At 43.8% G+C, this 20,174-nt stretch carries 17 protein-coding genes and 3 pseudogenes; 2 read left to right on the top strand and 18 right to left on the bottom strand.

Annotation, left to right across the window (positions count from 1 at the left end):
- Positions 1 to 352: 352 nt before the first annotated feature.
- The 7 genes and pseudogenes from SWOL_RS13380 to SWOL_RS14790 all read right to left on the bottom strand — a co-directional run bounded on the left by SWOL_RS13380 (position 353) and on the right by SWOL_RS14790 (position 9,466).
- Positions 353 to 2,083 (bottom strand): S8 family serine peptidase, encoded by a 1,731-nt coding sequence (locus SWOL_RS13380; protein ID WP_011639625.1) that lies wholly within the window; start codon positions 2,081 to 2,083, stop codon positions 353 to 355.
- Positions 2,084 to 2,624: 541 nt separating this feature from the next.
- Entirely contained in the window at positions 2,625 to 4,805 is a 2,181-nt protein-coding gene (locus SWOL_RS13375; RefSeq protein WP_011639624.1) for an RCC1 domain-containing protein, read from the bottom strand.
- 271 nt (positions 4,806 to 5,076) lie between these two features.
- Positions 5,077 to 5,814, bottom strand: coding sequence for a Fic family protein (locus SWOL_RS00855; RefSeq protein ID WP_011639623.1), 738 nt, complete (start codon positions 5,812 to 5,814; stop codon positions 5,077 to 5,079).
- 429 nt (positions 5,815 to 6,243) lie between these two features.
- Positions 6,244 to 6,774, bottom strand: coding sequence for a YwgA family protein (locus SWOL_RS00850; protein ID WP_011639622.1), 531 nt, complete (start codon positions 6,772 to 6,774; stop codon positions 6,244 to 6,246).
- A 15-nt stretch (positions 6,775 to 6,789) separates the two neighbouring features.
- Positions 6,790 to 8,088 (bottom strand): HD domain-containing protein, encoded by a 1,299-nt coding sequence (locus tag SWOL_RS00845; RefSeq protein WP_049750071.1) that lies wholly within the window; start codon positions 8,086 to 8,088, stop codon positions 6,790 to 6,792.
- 117 nt (positions 8,089 to 8,205) lie between these two features.
- A pseudogene (locus SWOL_RS00840) lies at positions 8,206 to 9,115 on the bottom strand (transposase); the annotation flags it as partial.
- 156 nt (positions 9,116 to 9,271) lie between these two features.
- On the bottom strand, positions 9,272 to 9,466 hold the full coding sequence (locus SWOL_RS14790) for a hypothetical protein (protein WP_242649345.1): 195 nt from the start codon (positions 9,464 to 9,466) through the stop codon (positions 9,272 to 9,274).
- A 191-nt stretch (positions 9,467 to 9,657) separates the two neighbouring features.
- Between SWOL_RS14790 and SWOL_RS00835 the strand changes: the two genes are divergently transcribed.
- Positions 9,658 to 10,884 carry an IS256 family transposase gene (locus tag SWOL_RS00835; protein WP_011639620.1) on the top strand — a complete coding sequence of 409 codons (1,227 nt, stop codon included), beginning with the start codon at positions 9,658 to 9,660 and terminating at the stop codon, positions 10,882 to 10,884.
- 232 nt (positions 10,885 to 11,116) lie between these two features.
- Here the strand turns inward: SWOL_RS00835 and SWOL_RS00830 are convergent, their stop codons facing one another.
- Both SWOL_RS00830 and SWOL_RS00825 read right to left on the bottom strand, forming a co-directional pair.
- Positions 11,117 to 11,527 carry a reverse transcriptase family protein gene (locus SWOL_RS00830; RefSeq protein WP_011639619.1) on the bottom strand — a complete coding sequence of 137 codons (411 nt, stop codon included), beginning with the start codon at positions 11,525 to 11,527 and terminating at the stop codon, positions 11,117 to 11,119.
- A gap of 451 nt (positions 11,528 to 11,978) precedes the next feature.
- Positions 11,979 to 12,248 carry a phage portal protein gene (locus SWOL_RS00825; protein ID WP_011639618.1) on the bottom strand — a complete coding sequence of 90 codons (270 nt, stop codon included), beginning with the start codon at positions 12,246 to 12,248 and terminating at the stop codon, positions 11,979 to 11,981.
- Positions 12,249 to 12,478: 230 nt separating this feature from the next.
- On the opposite strand from SWOL_RS00825, the gene SWOL_RS13365 reads away from it, so the two are divergent.
- Positions 12,479 to 13,966: a transposase gene (locus SWOL_RS13365; protein WP_041427249.1), complete on the top strand. Its 1,488-nt coding sequence runs from the start codon at positions 12,479 to 12,481 to the stop codon at positions 13,964 to 13,966.
- A 253-nt stretch (positions 13,967 to 14,219) separates the two neighbouring features.
- On the opposite strand, the gene SWOL_RS00815 is transcribed toward SWOL_RS13365, so the two are convergent.
- From SWOL_RS00815 to SWOL_RS15020, 9 genes and pseudogenes are all read right to left on the bottom strand, one after another.
- Positions 14,220 to 14,552, bottom strand: coding sequence for a type II toxin-antitoxin system RelE/ParE family toxin (locus SWOL_RS00815; protein WP_041427248.1), 333 nt, complete (start codon positions 14,550 to 14,552; stop codon positions 14,220 to 14,222).
- Positions 14,542 to 14,853, bottom strand: a complete 312-nt coding sequence (locus SWOL_RS00810) for a type II toxin-antitoxin system RelB/DinJ family antitoxin (RefSeq protein WP_011639615.1) — start codon at positions 14,851 to 14,853, stop codon at positions 14,542 to 14,544. The genes SWOL_RS00815 and SWOL_RS00810 overlap by 11 nt, the downstream gene beginning before the upstream one ends.
- 69 nt (positions 14,854 to 14,922) lie before the next feature.
- Positions 14,923 to 15,739: pseudogene (locus SWOL_RS00805) on the bottom strand (terminase TerL endonuclease subunit); the annotation flags it as partial.
- A 119-nt stretch (positions 15,740 to 15,858) separates the two neighbouring features.
- Positions 15,859 to 16,023, bottom strand: coding sequence for a hypothetical protein (locus SWOL_RS14670; RefSeq protein WP_155814091.1), 165 nt, complete (start codon positions 16,021 to 16,023; stop codon positions 15,859 to 15,861).
- A 91-nt stretch (positions 16,024 to 16,114) separates the two neighbouring features.
- Positions 16,115 to 16,873, bottom strand: a complete 759-nt coding sequence (locus SWOL_RS00800; protein WP_041427246.1) for a transposase — start codon at positions 16,871 to 16,873, stop codon at positions 16,115 to 16,117.
- A 22-nt stretch (positions 16,874 to 16,895) separates the two neighbouring features.
- On the bottom strand, positions 16,896 to 17,321 hold the full coding sequence (locus SWOL_RS00795) for an Rpn family recombination-promoting nuclease/putative transposase (RefSeq protein ID WP_011639612.1): 426 nt from the start codon (positions 17,319 to 17,321) through the stop codon (positions 16,896 to 16,898).
- A 250-nt stretch (positions 17,322 to 17,571) separates the two neighbouring features.
- Entirely contained in the window at positions 17,572 to 18,903 is a 1,332-nt protein-coding gene (gene ltrA, locus SWOL_RS00790; protein WP_011639611.1) for a group II intron reverse transcriptase/maturase, read from the bottom strand.
- Positions 18,904 to 19,445: 542 nt separating this feature from the next.
- Positions 19,446 to 19,841, bottom strand: coding sequence for a nucleotidyltransferase domain-containing protein (locus SWOL_RS15025; protein ID WP_011639610.1), 396 nt, complete (start codon positions 19,839 to 19,841; stop codon positions 19,446 to 19,448).
- 93 nt (positions 19,842 to 19,934) lie between these two features.
- Positions 19,935 to 20,126, bottom strand: a pseudogene (locus SWOL_RS15020) (HEPN domain-containing protein); the annotation flags it as partial.
- Positions 20,127 to 20,174: the final 48 nt, after the last annotated feature.

Genomic DNA, 20,174 nt, shown 5'->3' with positions numbered 1-20,174 from the left:
TATGTTTTAATAATAAAACCAACAATAGGGACAAAAAGAATATCTTTCCTCGAAGATGAAACAAAAAAACTCCCCTGGAAGAAATTTAGTTCCCGGGAAGTCTTTTTACTTTTTGCAATGAATTTTTATCAAGCTGAATGGGGAGAGCGGGTTGGCATCCCCATCCACCCTCCAGTCGAATCCTGTCAGGTACTAGAGTTGCTCTCCAGCATTGTCGATCCCCCTGACAGGCAAAACCCCAGGCTATTTTGCCACGAATTAGCAATCTTATGCCCAAAGAAAATATACTGGGAGAATCCATTTACACAAATATATACAAATACCTCTAGTTTCAAAGCAATAACTTAACAACTTAAGTATCTGGCACCGTGATTACAAAGTCCATTTTAATACCATGCTGCAATATCCGGCCATCGCCAGCCACTACATTTTTTATCCACAGGGTGAAGCGTTCACCAGGGGTATAATTTGATACGGGTGCAATGGTAACTACGCTTGCATCCTGCTCAGGACTGATAAGATATTGCACCGGCAGCAGGTTTCCCTGCCGGTCGGTAATATAAATAGTCTTCAGGTTTATACTGGAGATGTTCACCGGCAGGCTGAAACGTATATGCCAGCACCGGTTCGAAGCCACATCTTCCCGGGATTTCCAGGTAATGAATTCCCGAGAGGGGGGCGGTGCCACTACAGTTATCGAACAAGTTGCTGCTCGTCCGGCATCCTCGCTTACAGCAGTAATACTAACCTGACCAACTCCTACGGCTCGTACCATGCCCTGGTTATTAACTACCGCTATTTGTTCGTTGTCGCTGCTCCAGGCTAGATTGCGGTTGTTGGAGTTTGCAGGGTCGAAGGTGGCTTTTAACTGAAGGGTTTCTCCCATGGTTATTTGTGCCTGTGACGGTTCCAGTTGGATAGCTTTCACCCGCACCGGCAGCACTTGCAATACGGCCCGGCCCATATCGACTACCCCGTAGCCGTAGTAATTGTCCCTCCCCGGACTACCCAGGTCGTAGGATGTTTCCTGAATGATTTTACAAATAGCGTCCGGTTGCAGAGATTGGTCCAGTGATTTTAGCATGGCAGCTGTGCCTGTCACCATGGGAGCTGAAAAAGAGGTACCGTTTAGGCAATCATAACTATTTCCCGGTCGGCATGCTTTTATTTCCACTCCCGGAGCAACTACATCCACCTGGTCGTTGTGATTGGAAAAATTGGCGGGATTTCCCTGGCGGTCAATAGCTCCCACGGAAATTACCCCCGGATAGGAGGCCGGGTAGTCATAACGGGAGTCGCCTTCATTGCCAGCGGAAGCGACCACGGTTATACCGCAGTTGATAGCCTTCTGAATAACTTCATTTTCTATATCCGAATAACGGTCACTACCCATACTAAGATTAATAACATCGACCTCAGCTTCAATGGCATAATCTATGGCCTTTATAATATCAGATATGTAGCCGTATCCGTCTATATCTATTGTTTTAAGTGGGAGAATCTTAACTGGGTTCTGCCCGTTAACCCCTGCTATACCCAGTCTATTATCAGTTTGGGCGGCAATTATACTGGATACCGCAGTGCCATGCCCTTCCCAATCAAAAATATCCTGGTTGTCCTCCACGAAATTATACCCCCGGCTGTCAATACGATTGATTAAGTCGTCATGCTTATCATCTATGCCGGAATCCACTACTGCCACCACTACTGGTCTGGCTGTTGTTCCAACTACTTCCCAGGCGGCTTCCGCCCGAATCACCGGTAAAGCCCATTGCTGTATATAATAGGGATCATTGGGAGCGCGGTGCAGGCGAATGCGCTTGTTTTCTTCCACATATTTGACCCGGCCTGTTTTTTTAAGACGGGCCATCATTTCCTGGCGGTTAGTTCCCGGAATCAACTTGAGCAGGTCTACATTCGCTGCCAGATTCTGCTTCCGGTATACCTGAAAGTCCATGGTTTTAAGCATATCAGCTGCGGCATCATTATCCCGGTATTGAACGATCAGTCCATCTTTATTATCTATTGATAGATTGGCGGCCAGGATGTCGCCAGCCTGGCAGGTTATAAGCAGTACCCCCATAATGCATAATAATAAAACTGCAGTAAATCTCCCGCCGCCACACCTGGTTCTCCTGAAGCGATTCCTAATACTATTCCAGTTATTTTCGGAACCGGAATAAGTAATATTGGAAAGATAGCCTTTATTACTAGTTTTTAGTTTAAATGTCCCATATGTAATATATTTCCCCTCTTTCTGGAAGACTTTTTTAATAGCAATTCTCTATCATTTCACAAATTTCCTGCATAAATAATGAGTTTTTTGTGATTTTTGTCGCTTTTTAGCAACCTTTTCCCTTTAACAATAAAAACCCCAGGACTTCTGTAATTTGCTATTTAATTAAATATTTCCGGACGGACTTTTTAGAATACACAGCAGGTGCAATCTCCATATCGAAACATGCATTTAGCGCCAGGCTTTATGCAAAAGAGCTCAACTATCACTCGAAACCGATAGTTGAGCCTTTTTTCGTTGTCTATACTATTATTTAGGCCTTAAAAGAGCCATCACATAAACATGGCTAACCACAAACAATAACTTAACAACTTAAGTGCCTGGCACCCTATTCGATTTTAAATGGCATGGCTATTGCTGCATTTAGCGGGGTTCCCTGGGCTGATTCCAATGCTGTTTCAATATGTAGGGTATATTTAGCCCCGGTGTTATATGCCGATTGTGCCTGCACCTTGACGGTGGTGTTGTTATCTGACCAGATAAAGTCCTTCAGGGGTACTTTCGTGCCCTGGGCATCTTTTACATAGATATACTTCGCGGCCTCGGTGGTTTTAACCGCCTGGTTAAACTTAATAGTCCAGGTCTTCTGCACCTCTACCGGCCAGTTTTCGTAACCCTGCTTCCAATTTGGCTTACGGCCAATTTCAATAGTATACTTGCGATCGGTGCGGTCCTCCTGGATTACTACTATATCCACCCGATTATCCCAACCGATAGCAAGATTAGATATCACCCCACCATTCTGCGGCACGCCGTTCAGCTTGATGACTGTCGTGGCACCAGATACTGCGGTGGGCACCACTTTAACTGCATCGATATTATTTTCCACCGCTACATTATAAGCATAACTAGTCCCGCTGAACCCGGTCAGGTATTCATTACCGCTCCCATCTGCTTTTCCTCTCACACTCAGGTCAGTCAGAGGGTCGGCCAGGCGCAGGCGTCTGATATCAATGTTATAGGTAAGATCGTCCTTGCCCGATTCGCTGACTACCACTTCGACTTTATTCTGTTCTGGATCAACCGCTAGATTCACTATCCCGTCGTTCTGGACCACGCCGTTCAGTTTGACTGAGGCAGTTGCTCCAGAGACCGGAACTGGTGTGATTTTAACCGCCTCCAATGGATTCTCCACGGTCATCTTATAGCCGGTAGTTTTTGAAATAAAGCAGGTAAGCAGTTCCGGCCCACCATCCGCCGCTTTCACACTCAGGCTTATAAGGGGTTTGGCCAGGAGCGGGATACCCTCAACCTGTACCGGAACCCCGCTGTCATTATCGCCGGTTAACTGATAGTGATGATTGCTTCCCCAGGCCCATACAGTACCGTCATTTTTTCGGGCCAGAGAGTGCTCACCCCCAGCAGCGATAGCTACCACTCCACTAATATCTTGGGTTAAGACCGGAACGGGACTTTCGCTGGAGGTAGCGTCTCCATCACCTAATCTACCATAGTTTTCTCCCCAGGCCAGGATGGTTCCGTTGTCTTTCAAAGCCAGGCTATGATTAATACCGCAGGTGATAGCCTCCACATTATTTAGATTACCCAATCCATTCAATCCTTTAACCTGCTGTGGAATATTTACAAAATCATCTACCTCACCATCACCCAGCTGTCCTCCAATACCCCGGCCTCCCCAGGCCCATACGGTACCATCGTTCTTAAGCGCCAGGGAGAAATAATCTCCGGCATCTATGCTTTTTACGCCAGTCAGGTTCAATACCCGGACTGGATAGACTTCTTCGGAGAAATCTTCTCCATTCCCCAGGGTACCCCAAGAACCATCACCCCAGGCCCATACCGTGCCATCACTCTTTAATGCCAGGCCATGAAAGCGTCCACAAGCGATAGCAGTAACATTATCCAGATATCCGGTGCCACCCGGGCCTTTAACTTTTTCCGGGTTATTATAGAATGGCCCAGTAGCTCCTCTGCCCAGTTCATTTCCATCATTATTTCCCCAGGCCCAAACCGTACCATCATTATTTAGCGCCAGGGAGAAAAATTCTCCACAGGCCACAGCTTTCATATTCTGCAGGTTTGGTATCTGCTGCGGTGTACTGTGCGGTCCCAGGGGCAGATTACCCAACTGGCCCTTTTCATTATTTCCCCATCCCCATACAGTACCATCATTTTTCACCGCCAGGGTATGCCAGCGCCCGGCAGCAACCTGTTTAAAACCCTCATTAAAACCCTTTTCCGTCAGCAGATACGGGGTTTCTTGACCATTGCGCTCGTCCCCATCCACAATTATCTTGCCATTACCCACCTGACCGTAATTATCAATCCCCCATCCCCAGAGCTTCTGATCCTCCCTGAGGGCGAAGCTGGTTGCCTCGCCTGCTGCCACCTGCGGCTCTATTAAATCAGTTCCTTTTACTGGACTACAGCTCCTGACCATCGAATCCTGTGCTGCCACCGGCATAACCATTCCCAGGCTTAAAAGCAGGGACAACAATAATACTAATGTGACAGCTCCACCACTACGTTTCAAATGGTATCGTCCCACAATAAAAACCCTCCCTTTCTTTTTGGTACTTTTTTGTATTCAATGTTATACAATTCTATTACTTTTATTATTTTCCTGCCTATATAGATTTTTTTATTTGTTTTAAATAAAGATAAGTTATGAAAATAATTCTCCCCCGGAAAACCATCTCTCCAGGGGAGCAAAATCGTTACTTTCAGCTTTAATTCATATGAGATCAGGGTAGTAGTCCCTCGCTCTTATTAACCATACAATAACTTAACAACTTACGTGCCAGGCACCTGTTCTACCCCTAAACCACTCTCAGATACAAATCCAGGCTGCGGTTTAGTGCTTCCGCCACCAGTAAGTGAAAATCGTTATATTTCTCCTCGGTGTGGGCGAGGTCAAGGGACTCATAGTAAGCCAGGCGGTCTTCTTTGCGAATAATCAAGGGGGGATATCCTGCTTTCATTAGCTCTAGATTTAAGAGTAAACGTGCTGTACGACCATTTCCGTCAACAAATGGATGGATGCCAACGAACAGTACATGCAATCTGGCTACCCTTTCAACCGGGTGTAATTCCTGGGCTTCAGTTTTGTACCACTGTATTAATTGCTCCATTAGGTCTGGTACGCGAAAATGCTCCGGAGGAAAATGTTTGGCTCCTACAATTAAAACGTTTTCGTGCCGGTATACTCCAGTATTTTCATCATCTATCCCTTTTAGAATAATTTGATGAATATTCTTAATCTGCCATTCTGAAAACTCTTCCTCATGGGTTACTATGTCCTCTATATATTGGATAGCCTGCTTATGATTTATTGCTTCTAAATGCTCCCGTAGACTCTTGCCACCAACGGTAATACCCTCCAGGACAACTTTGGTCTCTGCCAGGGTAAGGGTGTTTCCTTCTATTGCATTGGAGTGATAAGTCCATTCCACTGCAAGGGCTTCTTTAAGGCTATTAAGGCTGTTAACTGGTAAGGGCCTCTTTTTGTCCAATTGTCTTTTCTTTTCATCTATTAGGTGAAACATTAGGTGAAACAAACTATCCCTCCTTAAGGTAAATCTACACATAATTCCTTTACTTAATACGATATTGTAATTATATATCAATGAAAGCAAAGAATAAGTCGAAATACTTAAAAACCATCAGTTTAACCCCTTTCTTTCCCGCATATTTATTTCCTGCTGACATAGATAGACTTAACAACTTAAGTGCCTTGCCCCTGTTGTACCCTCAAGAACACGCCTCTTAGTAAAAGAAACAAGCCGGGCGATCCCGTGTTAGTGAAATCATACTAGCTTGGCCGGAATGGGACAGTGCAAAAAGACACAAAAGAACAGTATGTCCCCCCCGAACAAGAACACAGGGGCAACCACCGGTATGGCAGTTGACCCTGTGTTATCTCTTTGGGCCAAGACTCTATTCTCCTACAATAACTTAACAACTTAAGTGCCTGGCACCTGTCCCCGCTAAAGCCAGCGTTCCAACTCCTGATAAGCGTTGTCAATTTCGCCAACAGTAAAATGCGGCTTGATATCCTTTACGCGGTCAAGCAAATCACTTTTATCTAAAGGCTCCTCTTTGGAAACGTATAGGATCGTAGACCGCAGTTCTAACTCTTTGGCATTCATACTACCGAATTCCTTAATCACTTCATCTATTTGGGAAGCGTGTTGGGTTAAAAAATCTTTTCCTCTTTCCCTGAAGTGTGACGTCCTTTCGGCTTTTTTAATCTCGTAACCCAGCCTTCGGTTCCACTCTACTTTAACCCCGTCCATTGATGCGAAAAAGCTTAAATCATCCGCTAGCGCCTCGCTATACGGGCCATAGTTGTATAGTATATAATCGTACCCGCAAGGAACACGATAAATCTCCTGCAAAATGTAAACAAGTTTCTGCAATACCGTCTTTCCAAACTGGGGCGAAACCCCCTCTAGCTTAAGGGCTAATTCTGCCATCAAGCCATATTGATCCCACTTCTCCGTAAACTGAATCGGCAATGTTAACCCTCCTTCCTAATTTAAAAGTGCGTCTGCTTTACTTTTATCTTGTAGTGACACATATATTCGCCGTTGGCGTATGGGTAGCAGCCCTCTAACTACGCTGGAAAAAGAGGACAAAGGCAATGTTTCTTTCAACCCGGGAGCCACGTTCCTTTCGATCATTATATCCTTTTCCCCAGTGCTATACCAGGATTTTTCTGGCTCATCCACAAACTGTATCAATCCAGATAACTTCTCTAGAACTGCTTTTGACTGGTCAAGTTCGGCCTCTGTTGGCACCTCGGAAGTATAAAATACACGGCGGTGATGTTTTCTTTCTCTTAGTGCGCATCCATCCTTGCCGCCTTTTCCTTGACTAAGCAAGCCAAGAACTTTCCAATCATCCCACGAAAGGTAGTTATCAATGTTTTCCGCTGAGGTTGGTGGTAAAAAGGTTTCTCGGTTAATCTCCTGGAGCAATAAAACTTTCATTGTTTCCGCAATATGATGGTCATAAGCCCTTCTGGTATGATGGAAATATACCTGGGTAAACATCAAATACCTGGCAATAATTAGTGCTTCGGCAGCATGCAAACCGCCCTCTTCAACGGCAATTAATGGGGCTCCCGTTTCTGGATGTTCAGAAATGGTCAGTGTAACAAGTAGCCGTTTCAGATCGTAGCTACCGTAATTTGTTCCGATATGATAGGAATCCCTTAACAAGTAGTCGGCTCTATCCGCATCAATTTGTCCGTCTACAAGATTTCGCCAAAGCAACCTTCGGCCTACCCCGGCACTTCCCCTTAAAAAGTCACTAATTTGCTTAACAGTAATATGGTAGTTTTCATTTTGAGGATGTTCATCAATGATTTCCTTGAATTTATATTCCACTATTGCCGGTGAATAATCTTCATGTTTATACCGTTTATCCGTATTAGGTTTCTCATCCATCAGTTCCTCGCCTGCGTGGGAAAAGGGTGAATGGCCAACGTCATGTAAAAGGCATGCAAGCCTAATAAATTTTTTATCAATATCAAAGCCGCTATCATTAAAACCCAATTTATTTACCAGGTAACCCCTTTTCTTTTCTACGATTTTTTCGTACATCTCGGTGGCCAGATGCATCACGCCTAATGAGTGTTCAAATCGAGTGTGTACTGCACCGGGATAAACCATATCAGTCCAAGCCAACTGCCTAATACGGCGTAACCGTTGAAAAGCAGGATGGTCGATAATATCCCTTTCCCAGCTATCTAACTCAATAAACCCATAAAGGGGATCACGAATCTCGTATTTTTTAATCAATGATAAAACCCCTTTATAAAATATCATTAACAAAGAGATTCTATATAAAGGTAAAAAAACCTGCAAATATTTTATGACATTGCCCCAAAAAACAAAAAACCCAGGCCCTTAGGTCACTGGAGTATAATCGTTAACACTTTTAAAGCATTTACCCATAATATGAGGACATCTAAACTTGTTTACTCCCTGATAGGAACCCCAGTACACCATCCGATACCTAGCAGAACAGATGGGAGTTCCATCCCAATCAAAACCTTCTGGAGGTTGTTTAGCACCCCGCTTATTCAGGGCAATGATAGCTTGGGCGTGGTATTTATCTCTGATTACAGAATATATTTCACGGTGGTCATAGCCAGCATCCATCAGGAAGTAAACTATTTTGGACTGAGTATTGGCACAACATTTCTCAACCAACTCCAAAGCTACACTGGAATCAGAACAATTGGCCGGCGTTACCTTCATTGCTATGGGAAGCCCGGACCTTACATCGGTGCCAATATGGAGCTTGTAGCCAAACCACTTGATAGGGTTGCCGTTGGTATCACTCTTAATACCCCAATCAGCGGCATTACCATCCTGGATGATATTCTTGCGGGGAACGGACTTTTCATAAGCTTCTACCTTGGTAGCGTCAATTGCTACTGAACTAAGATCAAGAAGGCCCATTTCCTCTGCTTGTTTAACCAGGGAAGTAAATAATGTTTCTAAACAACCGCTCTGAGCAAGTTTTGAATAAAACCGGCTAAAACATGATTTGCTAGGCGCGGTACCAAATGGTTCAAAACCGCAAACATAACCGTAGATGAGGATCATAAGTAAGTCGTTCAACCAGTTGAGTAAAGGTACCCATGTTCTCTAGTCTCATAGCTATCAGGGCATTTAACATCGCATAGGCTGGGTATGGTTTTGGTCCAACTCTTATCTCGCCAGGTTTATCTAATTTGTAAAGAACTGGTTTTAGATCAAGGGTGTTAATTATTTTCTCAAGCCTTGATTTCGGTTGTATTTTTAATGCGTCTTCAAAGGAGAAAATACAGTTCTGTCGAATATTCATAAGTGACTTCGCCTCCTACGGGTTATTTGTTTTGTCACTTATTAATTCGGCAAAATGGGGGTGAAGTCCTTTTTCTGTACGACTAAAATCCCATTATTTTGGGTCTTAACTAATGTGCAAAAGTCTCAATCAGGTACTCTACCAGAGCCCCTTCCACTACTTCGCGTTGGGCGATGTTCTTCTCTTTGCTGAATTCCCCGGCAAGCTTGGCAATAGTATTATACCACCCTGTGGTGTTCCTTTAGGTGTGTCGTACACGATTCCTGCTTCCATTACCCCTGCTTTAAGAAACCTTTTAATCAGGCGCAGTAAATTAGGGTCAGCTATGCGCAATTCTAAGAATTTCATCATCCATTCATGATCGACGTGATCGAAGAGCCGCGGATGTCTGCATCGACTATATAGTTTACTTTCTTTCTCTCAATGATGTGATTTAGTACCTTTAATGCATCGTGACAGCCTCTGCCAGGTCTGAATCCAAGAGAACGCATAATGCTTTGTGTAAATGGTAATAATAAACACAAAAAGGGAGATGACCATTTATGCAAAATTTACCAAATGCTAATCGCGAAGCCCTGGCCCGCAACATAGCAAAAGATTGTCGAACCGTAGAGGATATTCAGAGCATGATTAAGGCTCTTTTCAAGGATACGGTTCAAGTAGTCTTGGAAGCCGAGATAGATGAACATCTGGGCTATGAAAAACACAGCATTGAAGGTAATAATTCCGGTAACAGCCGCAACGGCTACAGTAAGAAATCAATTAAGACCAACTATGGGGTTACTGAACTCAATGTTCCAAGAGATCGCAATGGTCAATTTGAACCCCAAATTATTAAGAAATATCAGACAATGGCCAACGGTATTGATGAACAGGTCATTGCCATGTATGCCAAGGGTATGTCCACCCGGGACATTGAGGAACACCTGAAGGCTATCTATGGTATTGATATCTCTCCTAGCCTGGTCAGCCGGATAACAGATAAGATAATGCCTCAAGTAAGCGAATGGCAATCACGACCCCTGGATAGGCTTTATCCTATCGTTTTCTTGGATGCGATACACTTTAAGGTTCGTAAAGATAATCGTATTATTAACAAAGCAGCCTATACGGTTCTGGGCATCAATACTGAGGGACAAAAGGACATATTGGGCATCTGGATTGGGGAAAATGAAAGTGCCAGCTTCTGGCTGGGCGTTTGCAATGACCTGAAAAGTCGCGGGGTGGATGATATTCTGATTGCTTGTAAAGATGGCCTTTCGGGCTTCTCTGAAGCCATTAACACAGTCTTCCCCCAAACTGAAATCCAGCTATGTATCATACACCAGATCCGTAATTCTTTGAAATATGTTCCTTACAAAGAACGAAAGCAGCTTATGGTAGATCTCAAAAAAGTCTATCAGGCTTTAACCCTGGAAGAGGCCAAGTTCTCTTTCGAAGAATTTAAGGAAAAATGGGGCAAAAAACATCCCATAATAATTCGTTCCTGGGAGCAGAATTGGCTGGAGTTAACCACCTATTTTGCCTACCCCAACGCAATAAGACGGCTCATTTATACAACCAATACCATTGAAGGATTCCATAGACAGTTGCGGAAAGTAACCAAAACCAAGACTGCCTATCCTACTGATGATGCTCTTAGAAAGATCATATACCTGGCTATACAAGACATATCTAAAAAGTGGACCATGCCCATCAGGGAATGGAAGCAATGCATTTCGCAGATGGCTATTCACTTTGGAGATAGATTTAGCCTAGAAAGAATATAATTTGCGGGGCTTCGCCCCGGAGTTTATCGCTTTTTGTTCTCCTGAAGGGTGAATTATAATAAACTGAACGGGGAAACCGAGCAGGAATCCCCATTCACCCTCCAGTCGAATCCTGTCAGGTACTCGGGTTGCTCTCCAGCATTGCCCTATCCCCCTGACAGGCAAGACCCAAGGATATTTTGCCACTAGCTGGAAATACTATACCCAGAATAAATACAATGGAAAAATCCATTTACACAAAATTATACAAATACCCGAATCCAAAGGAACAGTCCAGAAAATCTTGCTCATAGATTGTATTGAGTATCCTTGCAAGTCCTTTCTGCACTAGTTTATCCTCATAACTAGGTATTCCCAGGGGCCGCCTTTTGTTGCTGCCTTCTTTAGGGATATATACCCTTCGCACTGGCTGGGGTTTATACGCCTGCCGCTTCATTCTTCCGATCAGGTCTGCTATGTTGGCTTCAAGATTTTCCTCGTACGCTTGTTTTGTCACCTGATCTACTCCACTTGCCTTTGATCCACTGATCTCTAGATGACACTCTTTCAGTGTTTCATGATTGATATGATGTATCAAGGCTGTGAATCGTTCTTTCGGGTTCTGTCTAGCTATCTCTGCTATCCTTACAAGTCCTGTTTCCATTTAACTTTGTCTCCACCTCCGGTGTGGTAAATGTGTCCCCTGTAAGGGCTCCATTGTGTCATTGCCTTCCCTCCTCCGGCATTACCCGTTATCATCAGTATTACGCAATGATCCGACTTCCTATTTCCCATTTGACTCCCTCGCTTATTATCACTTGTCGGTCATACTCCTCCGTGGCTGGAGAAGAGAAAATAGGATCTCCCGAGTTACTACATCATAACGATGTCAAACGTGCCGAGGCCTCCGACTCCGGGGAAGTCCTGTCGTCTAGCCTTATCGACTTCCAGGATGTTGCATTCTGCTCAGGCAATAGCATCTGCCTTCCCATGTTCGGTATTTCGGGGCTCAACACCTTCAGCTACTGCTTTCGGCCCGTTTGCTTGTTTGTCTACGCTTAAAGACAGCGGTTACCCTCTGCCCTCCAAGACTAATTACCGGCGGTTGGCTAACCTTACCGGACGGGATTCCCACCCGTTATATGATGCAGCCTAGCTCGGCCGCACTGCCTGGCACCGTAATAAACTTGGAGGGGCAGTGAAGCAATGGTTTCCGACAATACTCGCACACAGGCATAAACCGCTGATGTGGCCATGGCCGTGCGCTCGTTAACGGTTTTACCGCTAGGCGTAGGGCCAAAGAAAAAGGTATAGGTGTTTTGCCAGAAGCTGTTTTTAGGACTGGCCCTGGATTTAAACAGGTTCCACAGGATAGGTATTTTCATATAAGGAATCTCACCTCCTTAAAATTGGGCGTAGATTCTCGGAAAGTCTCAATCCAGTTGTAACAACTGGTTCAAGTCTGGATAAATGTGGATCACCCCCAATAACTCCCCCAACCCCACATAGCTAAAACAAGCAATATAATTTAAAATTGGGACTTGACAAACATTAGTTCCCTCCACAATTGATTGAGGTATTTTTTATCTCTAATTGATTGAGCGGAGGCGATATTTTGTTAGGTTATTGGCGAACTCATGATGATTACCAACTCTGGCTGAAATCCAAGCTTATCTCTTTAGTGCCGGAACATGAGGCCGAAATTCGGTTTTATGGTTCTCTTGTCGAAAAGGTCTATGTCTTAAATCTTGATCCCTTGAAAGAAATTGTTGCTCCGATGTATTCTCTAATTGGACGCCCTGCCCATAACCAACCCGAACTATTCAGGGCTTTGGTTGTTATGCTTCATTGTAAAACCCAGGATCCTACGAAATTTGTGGCTGTTTTAAGGTCTTCTCTGGTCCTGGCTGCTATCTGTGGTTTTGAAGGACAAACACCCGGTGTTGGAACTTTTTACGATTTGCTGGCCCGGTTGTGGCTGGCTGATGCTCCCCAAAAAGCTGTTAAAGTACCACCGTCTAAAGGCCGTAAACGCCCTAAATCCGGCGATAAACTTAAACCCAAACACCCTGGTATCATTAAAAAACTGGTAGACAAAGCTTTACAAGGATGTGTCATTGAGAAAAGACCGGAAAGGGTTTTGCAGGCCATATTAAAAGAGTGTGCCGTTATCCCATCATCCAAGCTCGGTCTGCTCGGTAATCCTGATAACCTGGCCATTTCCGGTGACGGTTCCCCAGTCCGAACTGGCGCCAGTCCCCGTGGTAAAAAGCTCTGCCAATGCCCTGCTCAAGGCATCTACCACTGCCAATGTGAGCGCTCTTTTACCGACCCAACTGCTAATTGGGGTTGGGATAGTTATCATGAACAATGGTTTTACGGACACACCCTGTACTCTATTACTTCGGCAGATTCTTTTAATGACCTGCCTATTTATCTCCGTTTCGTACAGGGTTCCCGTCATGACAGTGTAACTTTTGTCTTCGCCTGGGTTGAACTACTTAAGCTCTATCCTGAATTTAAGTTTAGTAAAGCCCTTTTAGATTCAGCCCATGATGTTTATGATATCTATCGCCTGCTAAATGCCAATCATACTCAAGCTTTTATTGATCTTAATAAGCGTAACAAAGGTCATAATATTTATTCTGGACCACTTACTGTCAATGACAACGGGGTTCCCATCTGCATTGCTAACTTGCCCATGCTCAACTGGGGTTTTAACAATGACCGGTGCCGTATTAAGTGGCGTTGCCCTCATTACAAAGACAGGAGTAAATGTCCTAAATCTCCGGAATGTTCACCTAGTAAATATGGTCGTGTGGTTTACACCAAACCTGACTGGGATTTGCGTATTTTTACTCCTATTCCTCGCGGCTCCAAGGCTTGGAAGGCTATTTATGCTCGCAGAAGTACCGTGGAGCGTACCTTCAAAAGAATCCTGGTTGATTACAAGATTGAGAATGCCCGTTGCCGCAGCAATAAACGGTGGTTTTGGCAGGCAACTATAGCGGCTCTAAACCAGCACTTGGATGCTCAAGTTGCCTTATTGAAGCCTTCTATTCTTTCGGAGGTTGGTATTAAGACTATCTCGAAAGCAGCCTAATAACATGTTCCCAAGAACTGCAGGCTGTTAGTTTTTCCGGGTTTAAAAAATCTTTGAAACGCCGGCTACTTTCCTACTACCTTTTTCTGGTAGCTACTCTTTTTCTTTTGCTTATTTTAGCTATGTGAAGTTGTCAAAGAGCTTTGTCTGTTGGTTTTTCCAACTTATCCCTAATCAGCTGTTGAGTTTCCGAGATACTACTTGGGCATGAAAAAAGCATCTCAATTGAGATGCCAATTAGGGATTTTATTATTTAATCAACAATTTTTGTGTTAGACAATTGCAAATCTATATTATGTCCACCATACATTATTCTTACTATTGCAACCGTTTTTTCTTCTTCAATTACTATATAAAATACAAGATAGCTATCCACTGGAAGAACTCTCAAACCCTTACTGTGCCATGGTTCGTCTTGGTAGAGTTTATGCCGCAAGGGCAATTCATCCAGGCCTTTAATTGCATTCATAATTCTATCGATTTGCTTTTTCGCAGTTTCTGGCACTAATAAATTCATTGCAATATACCTGTAAACATTTACAAGATCCTGCTCTGATTCTTCGGTATAAATAATTTTATAACTCATGCCCATATTCCCTATTGATACGCTCGGCTACCTTATCCGCAGATACAACTCTGCCTGCCCTTAAATCATTAAACCCTTTTTCAATTTCATTGTTAAACTCTTCAGGTGTTAAATCCTCAACTGCAAGAGGTCTATTATGTGTAATTTTAACTTCAAATGGTAGCCCGTTTTGCAAAACAACCTGTCTTAAAAAAATATTAATAGCATTTGACATAGGTATGCCAAGTTTATTTAACACCATTTCTGCTTGTTCTTTTATTTCCGGCTCAACACGAGCAAAAATACTTGTAGTTTTCGCCATACATATCGCCTCCTTCTTGGTATTTATATTTTACCATTTTGTATTGCGATATGCAATATATCCGCAGGTTTAAAACGCTAGCAACCCCCGCTCATCATAGACCGACTTTTCGCTCACTCCTTTATGCCGGATACACCGGTATAAAGCCATGATCATGGCTACCGCCCCGTCAATCTTTTCTGTGCTTTTGGCCTTGTCCGGTTTGATATTACCGGCAGGGTCGGTACGGATATGGATGTTGTCCATCATCCAGGATAATACCGGGTGGCCGCCGTGAGCGATTCTTTTCTCCAAGGCTAGCTTCATCAATTCCTTGGTGGGTGGTGACATATCCTTAAACCCCTGGCCAAAAGGCACCACAGTGAAACCAGCACCCTCCAGGTTCTGCACCATTTGCACCGCACCCCAGCGGTCAAAGGCGATTTCTTGGATATTGTAGTCCTGGCCCAGGTCTTCGATGAATTTTTTGATGAAGCCGTAATGAATCACATTACCTTCAGTGGTTAAAAGGTATCCCTGCTGTCGCCAGATATCATACGGCACATGATCCCGGCGCACCCGTAAATCCAATGTTTCTTCCGGTAGCCAAAAGTAGGGGAGAACATAATATTTATCGTCACCTTCCACCGGCGGAAAAACTAATACAAAGGCGGTAATATCGGTGGTACTGGATAAGTCCAGGCCACCGAAACACACCCGGCCTTTGAGTAAATCCGGGTCTACCGGATGAGCGCACTTTTCCCAGGTATCCATGGGCATCCATTTGATTTGTTGTTTTAGCCATATTCAGCCGCAGCTGTTTGAACAACGCTTCCTCCGCCGGGTCTTGCTTGGCTTGCAGGAAGTGTTCTCTGACCCTCTCTATCTGAATGGTATAGCCAAGGCTCGAAGTTTAAAACTGTCTGGCCGATGTAAAGTTGGTTGGTCATGGTGGTGCTGGGGAAGCATGCTGGTAACCCTGTCCATAAGCAATTTCAAAACGAATAAGCGAAGCTTCATCCCTATTTAGAAAACATTCCCGGTGGTATCTTTCCCGAATACCGGGGATGCGGCTGTCTCTTGGGCTGCAAAGAAGTCCGCCGCAGAAAAGTCATCATCATCTTCATCGAGCACACCAAAATCACCAAGTCTATCATCCACCGTACCCAGTGTCCCCTTGTGTTTTTTCATTTTTATTTGGCAGTTACAACAAGTCCCTTGGCTTTAGCCTACCTGCTTGGCTGGTAATAGCCGCCAAACATCCTGTCTATGCGATATTCCCTTATATTGTTCGTATCACCCCAAAACTAACACCGGTTAGCCGCTCAATTTGCCTGATAGACAGACCCTTGGCCTTACACTCTTTGATAACTTCATTACGTTTATCTTTTTTAAACCCTTGAATTTCCGTTGGGCTTTGGACACCAGAGATGCTCCTAATAAAATTGCTAGCCTCGGTATCATTTAGTCTTGCATCTTGATCATAGTCCAAGCACCGATCCTGGTTCTCCACTAAATTGAACTCCTTAAACAATTTTACCGCATTCACCCTGTTGGTCGAAAACATATTGAGAGCAAATTCTACATCACAAATTCTTGGCTCTCCGACATATTCCCCATAGCTGCTCCATGGGTAATCGGCTATATTCTTTACAATACCCGCCTTATATGGGTTTTGGTGAATGTAGCGAAGCACCGTTAAAAAATAGCTGTCCATTTCAACTGCCTCACTTTTATAGCGAGCCTGGAACAAATGACCTCGGCGGCTATACTTCCAGTTATACCAATACACGTAACTGGCACCAATCCTTCTAAATACTATCCCCAGGTCTTCCGTGACTTCCTTTAACAATAAATGAATGTGATTACTCATGAGACAGTAGGCATATATCTCATAGCCACTTTTTTCTTTGGTATCTTTTATTATCCACAGAAACTTTTGATAATCCTCATCATCCTCAAAAATTATTTGACGGTTAATACCCCTTAACATCACATGATAAATCCCAGTACGACTTTCCTTTCTAGCGGTTCTTGCCATTTCTGCACCCCTTGTTTTTATCCTAACATGGCAAGATGAAAATAACAACACAATAGAACTGTCCCCTTGTGTTGCTTTTGCCATGGTATACTACCAGCGGTATTATCACCGGCAGCTCATCAGCTTTTTCTTTTTTGCTTTTAGTTTCCCAGATTTCCATCATATACCTTAACAATTGAAAAGCAATGTCTTTTCTGGTATAGCTTTTATGTTCAAAGAGAAAATAAATATATCCTTCCCTGTTGTTTATATTGGCCTTAAAAAGCAAATCGGAAAAACCTTCTTGCAATTCCTTATTTATAAAGCTGTCCTTTTGGGGTTCCAGGGTATCTACATCTATGACTTTAATAATGTTTCCCGGCAGATAATTATTTAAGAAGTCCTTTGCTACCTCCACCTTGCCTAAGGTTTCTTTGAAGAATCTATCATGGGGATTTTGGATTTTCATTATATCACCTGCCTGTTTTCATTATATCATTTGGCCTGATATTATAGCATTATTTATTCTCCTGCAATAACTTAACAACTTAAGGTCGAGTAAACATATGCCTTTCAGCTTTAGGAGACGCTTTGTGTTAATCTGTTGCTCTCCGTTTCCTCTGAGAGTGTCACAATATTTGCTCCATGGCTGATTGGCATTATGCTCCTCACAGAACCGTGCTTGCGCAATTAACGCACACGGCTCCTCACAATGTCATTCACTTTAGATAACTCAGCAGCTCGGGCCTTACGTCATATATATCTACATAAATTCTTCCCTTTGGTAACGGGTGTTTATTAAGAAAGCGTACATATTTATCCCAGTTCATGCTTTTGCGCTGGCTACGGCGGTTGAACCATTTGAATAACATTCTTCGTACTTTGTCACAAAAGTTTCTTAATGCCGTGGAGTTATCTGTTATTCCGTAATATCTGTAGTATCCCTGCAGTTTAATTTGTAACATCTCTATTACATAATCCGTGGGTGAAATTAGGTGCTTCCTAAGCCATGTTTTGCATTTAAGCAGACTGCTTCGATATTTCTTTTGGCTTGTTTTCCGTTTTACCCGAAACCAGCCTTTCTTGCTTTTACTGCAGTAGTGAGTAAACCCCAGGAAATCAAATGTATCTGGTTTCTTCCTTCCTTGCTTTTTACTCTCTTTATCTGCAAAGCGCCCAAAAGCTATAATACGGGTTTTCTCCTCTGCTACTTCCAGATTGAACTTGTTCAGTCTTTCCCGCAGGTTCGCATAGAACCATTCCGCATCGCTTTTGTTCTGAAAACAGCACACAAAATCATCGGCATATCTTACCAAGTATGCTTCACCTTGACACCTTTTCTTTACTACCTTTTCAAACCATAGATCCAGCACATAATGTAAATATATATTCGCAAGTATTGGTGATACTATACCACCCTGTGGTGTTCCTTTAGGTGTGTCGTACACGATTCCTGCTTCCATTACCCCTGCTTTAAGAAACCTTTTAATCAGGCGCAGTAAATTAGGGTCAGCTATGCGCAATTCTAAGAATTTCATCATCCATTCATGATCGACGTGATCGAAGAAGCCGCGGATGTCTGCATCGACTATATAGTTTACTTTCTTTCTCTCAATGATGTGATTTAGTACCTTTAATGCATCGTGACAGCCTCTGCCAGGTCTGAATCCAAAGGAACAGTCCAGAAAATCTTGCTCATAGATTGTATTGAGTATCCTTGCAAGTCCTTTCTGCACTAGTTTATCCTCATAACTAGGTATTCCCAGGGGCCGCCTTTTGTTGCTGCCTTCTTTAGGGATATATACCCTTCGCACTGGCTGGGGTTTATACGCCTGCCGCTTCATTCTTCCGATCAGGTCTGCTATGTTGGCTTCAAGATTTTCCTCGTACGCTTGTTTTGTCACCTGATCTACTCCACTTGCCTTTGATCCACTGATCTCTAGATGACACTCTTTCAGTGTTTCATGATTGATATGATGTATCAAGGCTGTGAATCGTTCTTTCGGGTTCTGTCTAGCTATCTCTGCTATCCTTACAAGTCCTGTTTCCATTTAACTTTGTCTCCACCTCCGGTGTGGTAAATGTGTCCCCTGTAAGGGCTCCATTGTGTCATTGCCTTCCCTCCTCCGGCATTACCCGTTATCATCAGTATTACGCAATGATCCGACTTCCTATTTCCCATTTGACTCCCTCGCTTATTATCACTTGTCGGTCATACTCCTCCGTGGCTGGAGAAGAGAAAATAGGATCTCCCGAGTTACTACATCATAACGATGTCAAACGTGCCGAGGCCTCCGACCCCGGGGAAGTCCTGTCGTCTAGCCTTATCGACTTCCAGGATGTTGCATTCTGCTCAGGCAATAGCATCTGCCTTCCCATGTTCGGTATTTCGGGGCTCAACACCTTCAGCTACTGCTTTCGGCCCGTTTGCTTGTTTGTCTACGCTTAAAGACAGCGGTTACCCTCTGCCCTCCAAGACTAATTACCGGCGGTTGGCTAACCTTACCGGACGGGATTCCCACCCGTTATATGATGCAGCCTAGCTCGGCCGCACTGCCTGGCACCTGTCCTATTACTTCTCACCCCTAATCCATTAAATTATAAAATAAAGGAGTTCTGCCGCCAAACAAAGAACCGTCCCTTTGTTTGTGCTCAAACAAAGAACCGTCCCTTTGTTTGTGTGCATGTGGCGCAAAAAATTACCGTCTCGCTGCAATGCATTGGCTACTTCCTCGGGACTATAAGCCAAGGCCTCAATCGGTTCCATAACTTTTGCCGCTGCTTTACCTAACACTTCCCATCGGCGCCAGCCAGGCATTGCAGCAAAATCGGGCGATATTACTATCAGATCAAAATCGCTGTCTTTCCTAGCATCTCCCCTGGCTTGTGAACCAAATAACAATGCTCTTTCAACGGTAATCCCTTGTGCTTCTACAGCAGCCACAAAGGCCCAAACTATTGAGTTGACTTGATTTGCTGCAGTAACCATTGTACCACTTCCTTGGTCTTGGTTAGATAATCCCAAACAACCTCTTTGGGATAACGCTTGATAGCATCGTCCAACATCCAACATATCAGGGTAACGTGCTCCAACTCCAGCCATGTTAAGAACTGCAATGAACTCTAACTGAGATTCAGAGAGTTCTACCTTAGCAATCTTCACTAATTGAATAAGGTTATGCGTTTTGGGTGGAATATCCCCAGTTCGTTCAACAATTAAGCCCTTAATAGCTTTTTCGATTGCCAACTGGCACATAAATGCAGTATAAACGTACCTGCTAGTATTATATTATACATTGCTTCTGCCGTACCGATATCATAA

Source organism: Syntrophomonas wolfei subsp. wolfei str. Goettingen G311 (assembly GCF_000014725.1).
GTDB lineage: Bacteria > Bacillota > Syntrophomonadia > Syntrophomonadales > Syntrophomonadaceae > Syntrophomonas > Syntrophomonas wolfei.
This window is presented reverse-complemented; position numbering and strand designations above follow the sequence as displayed.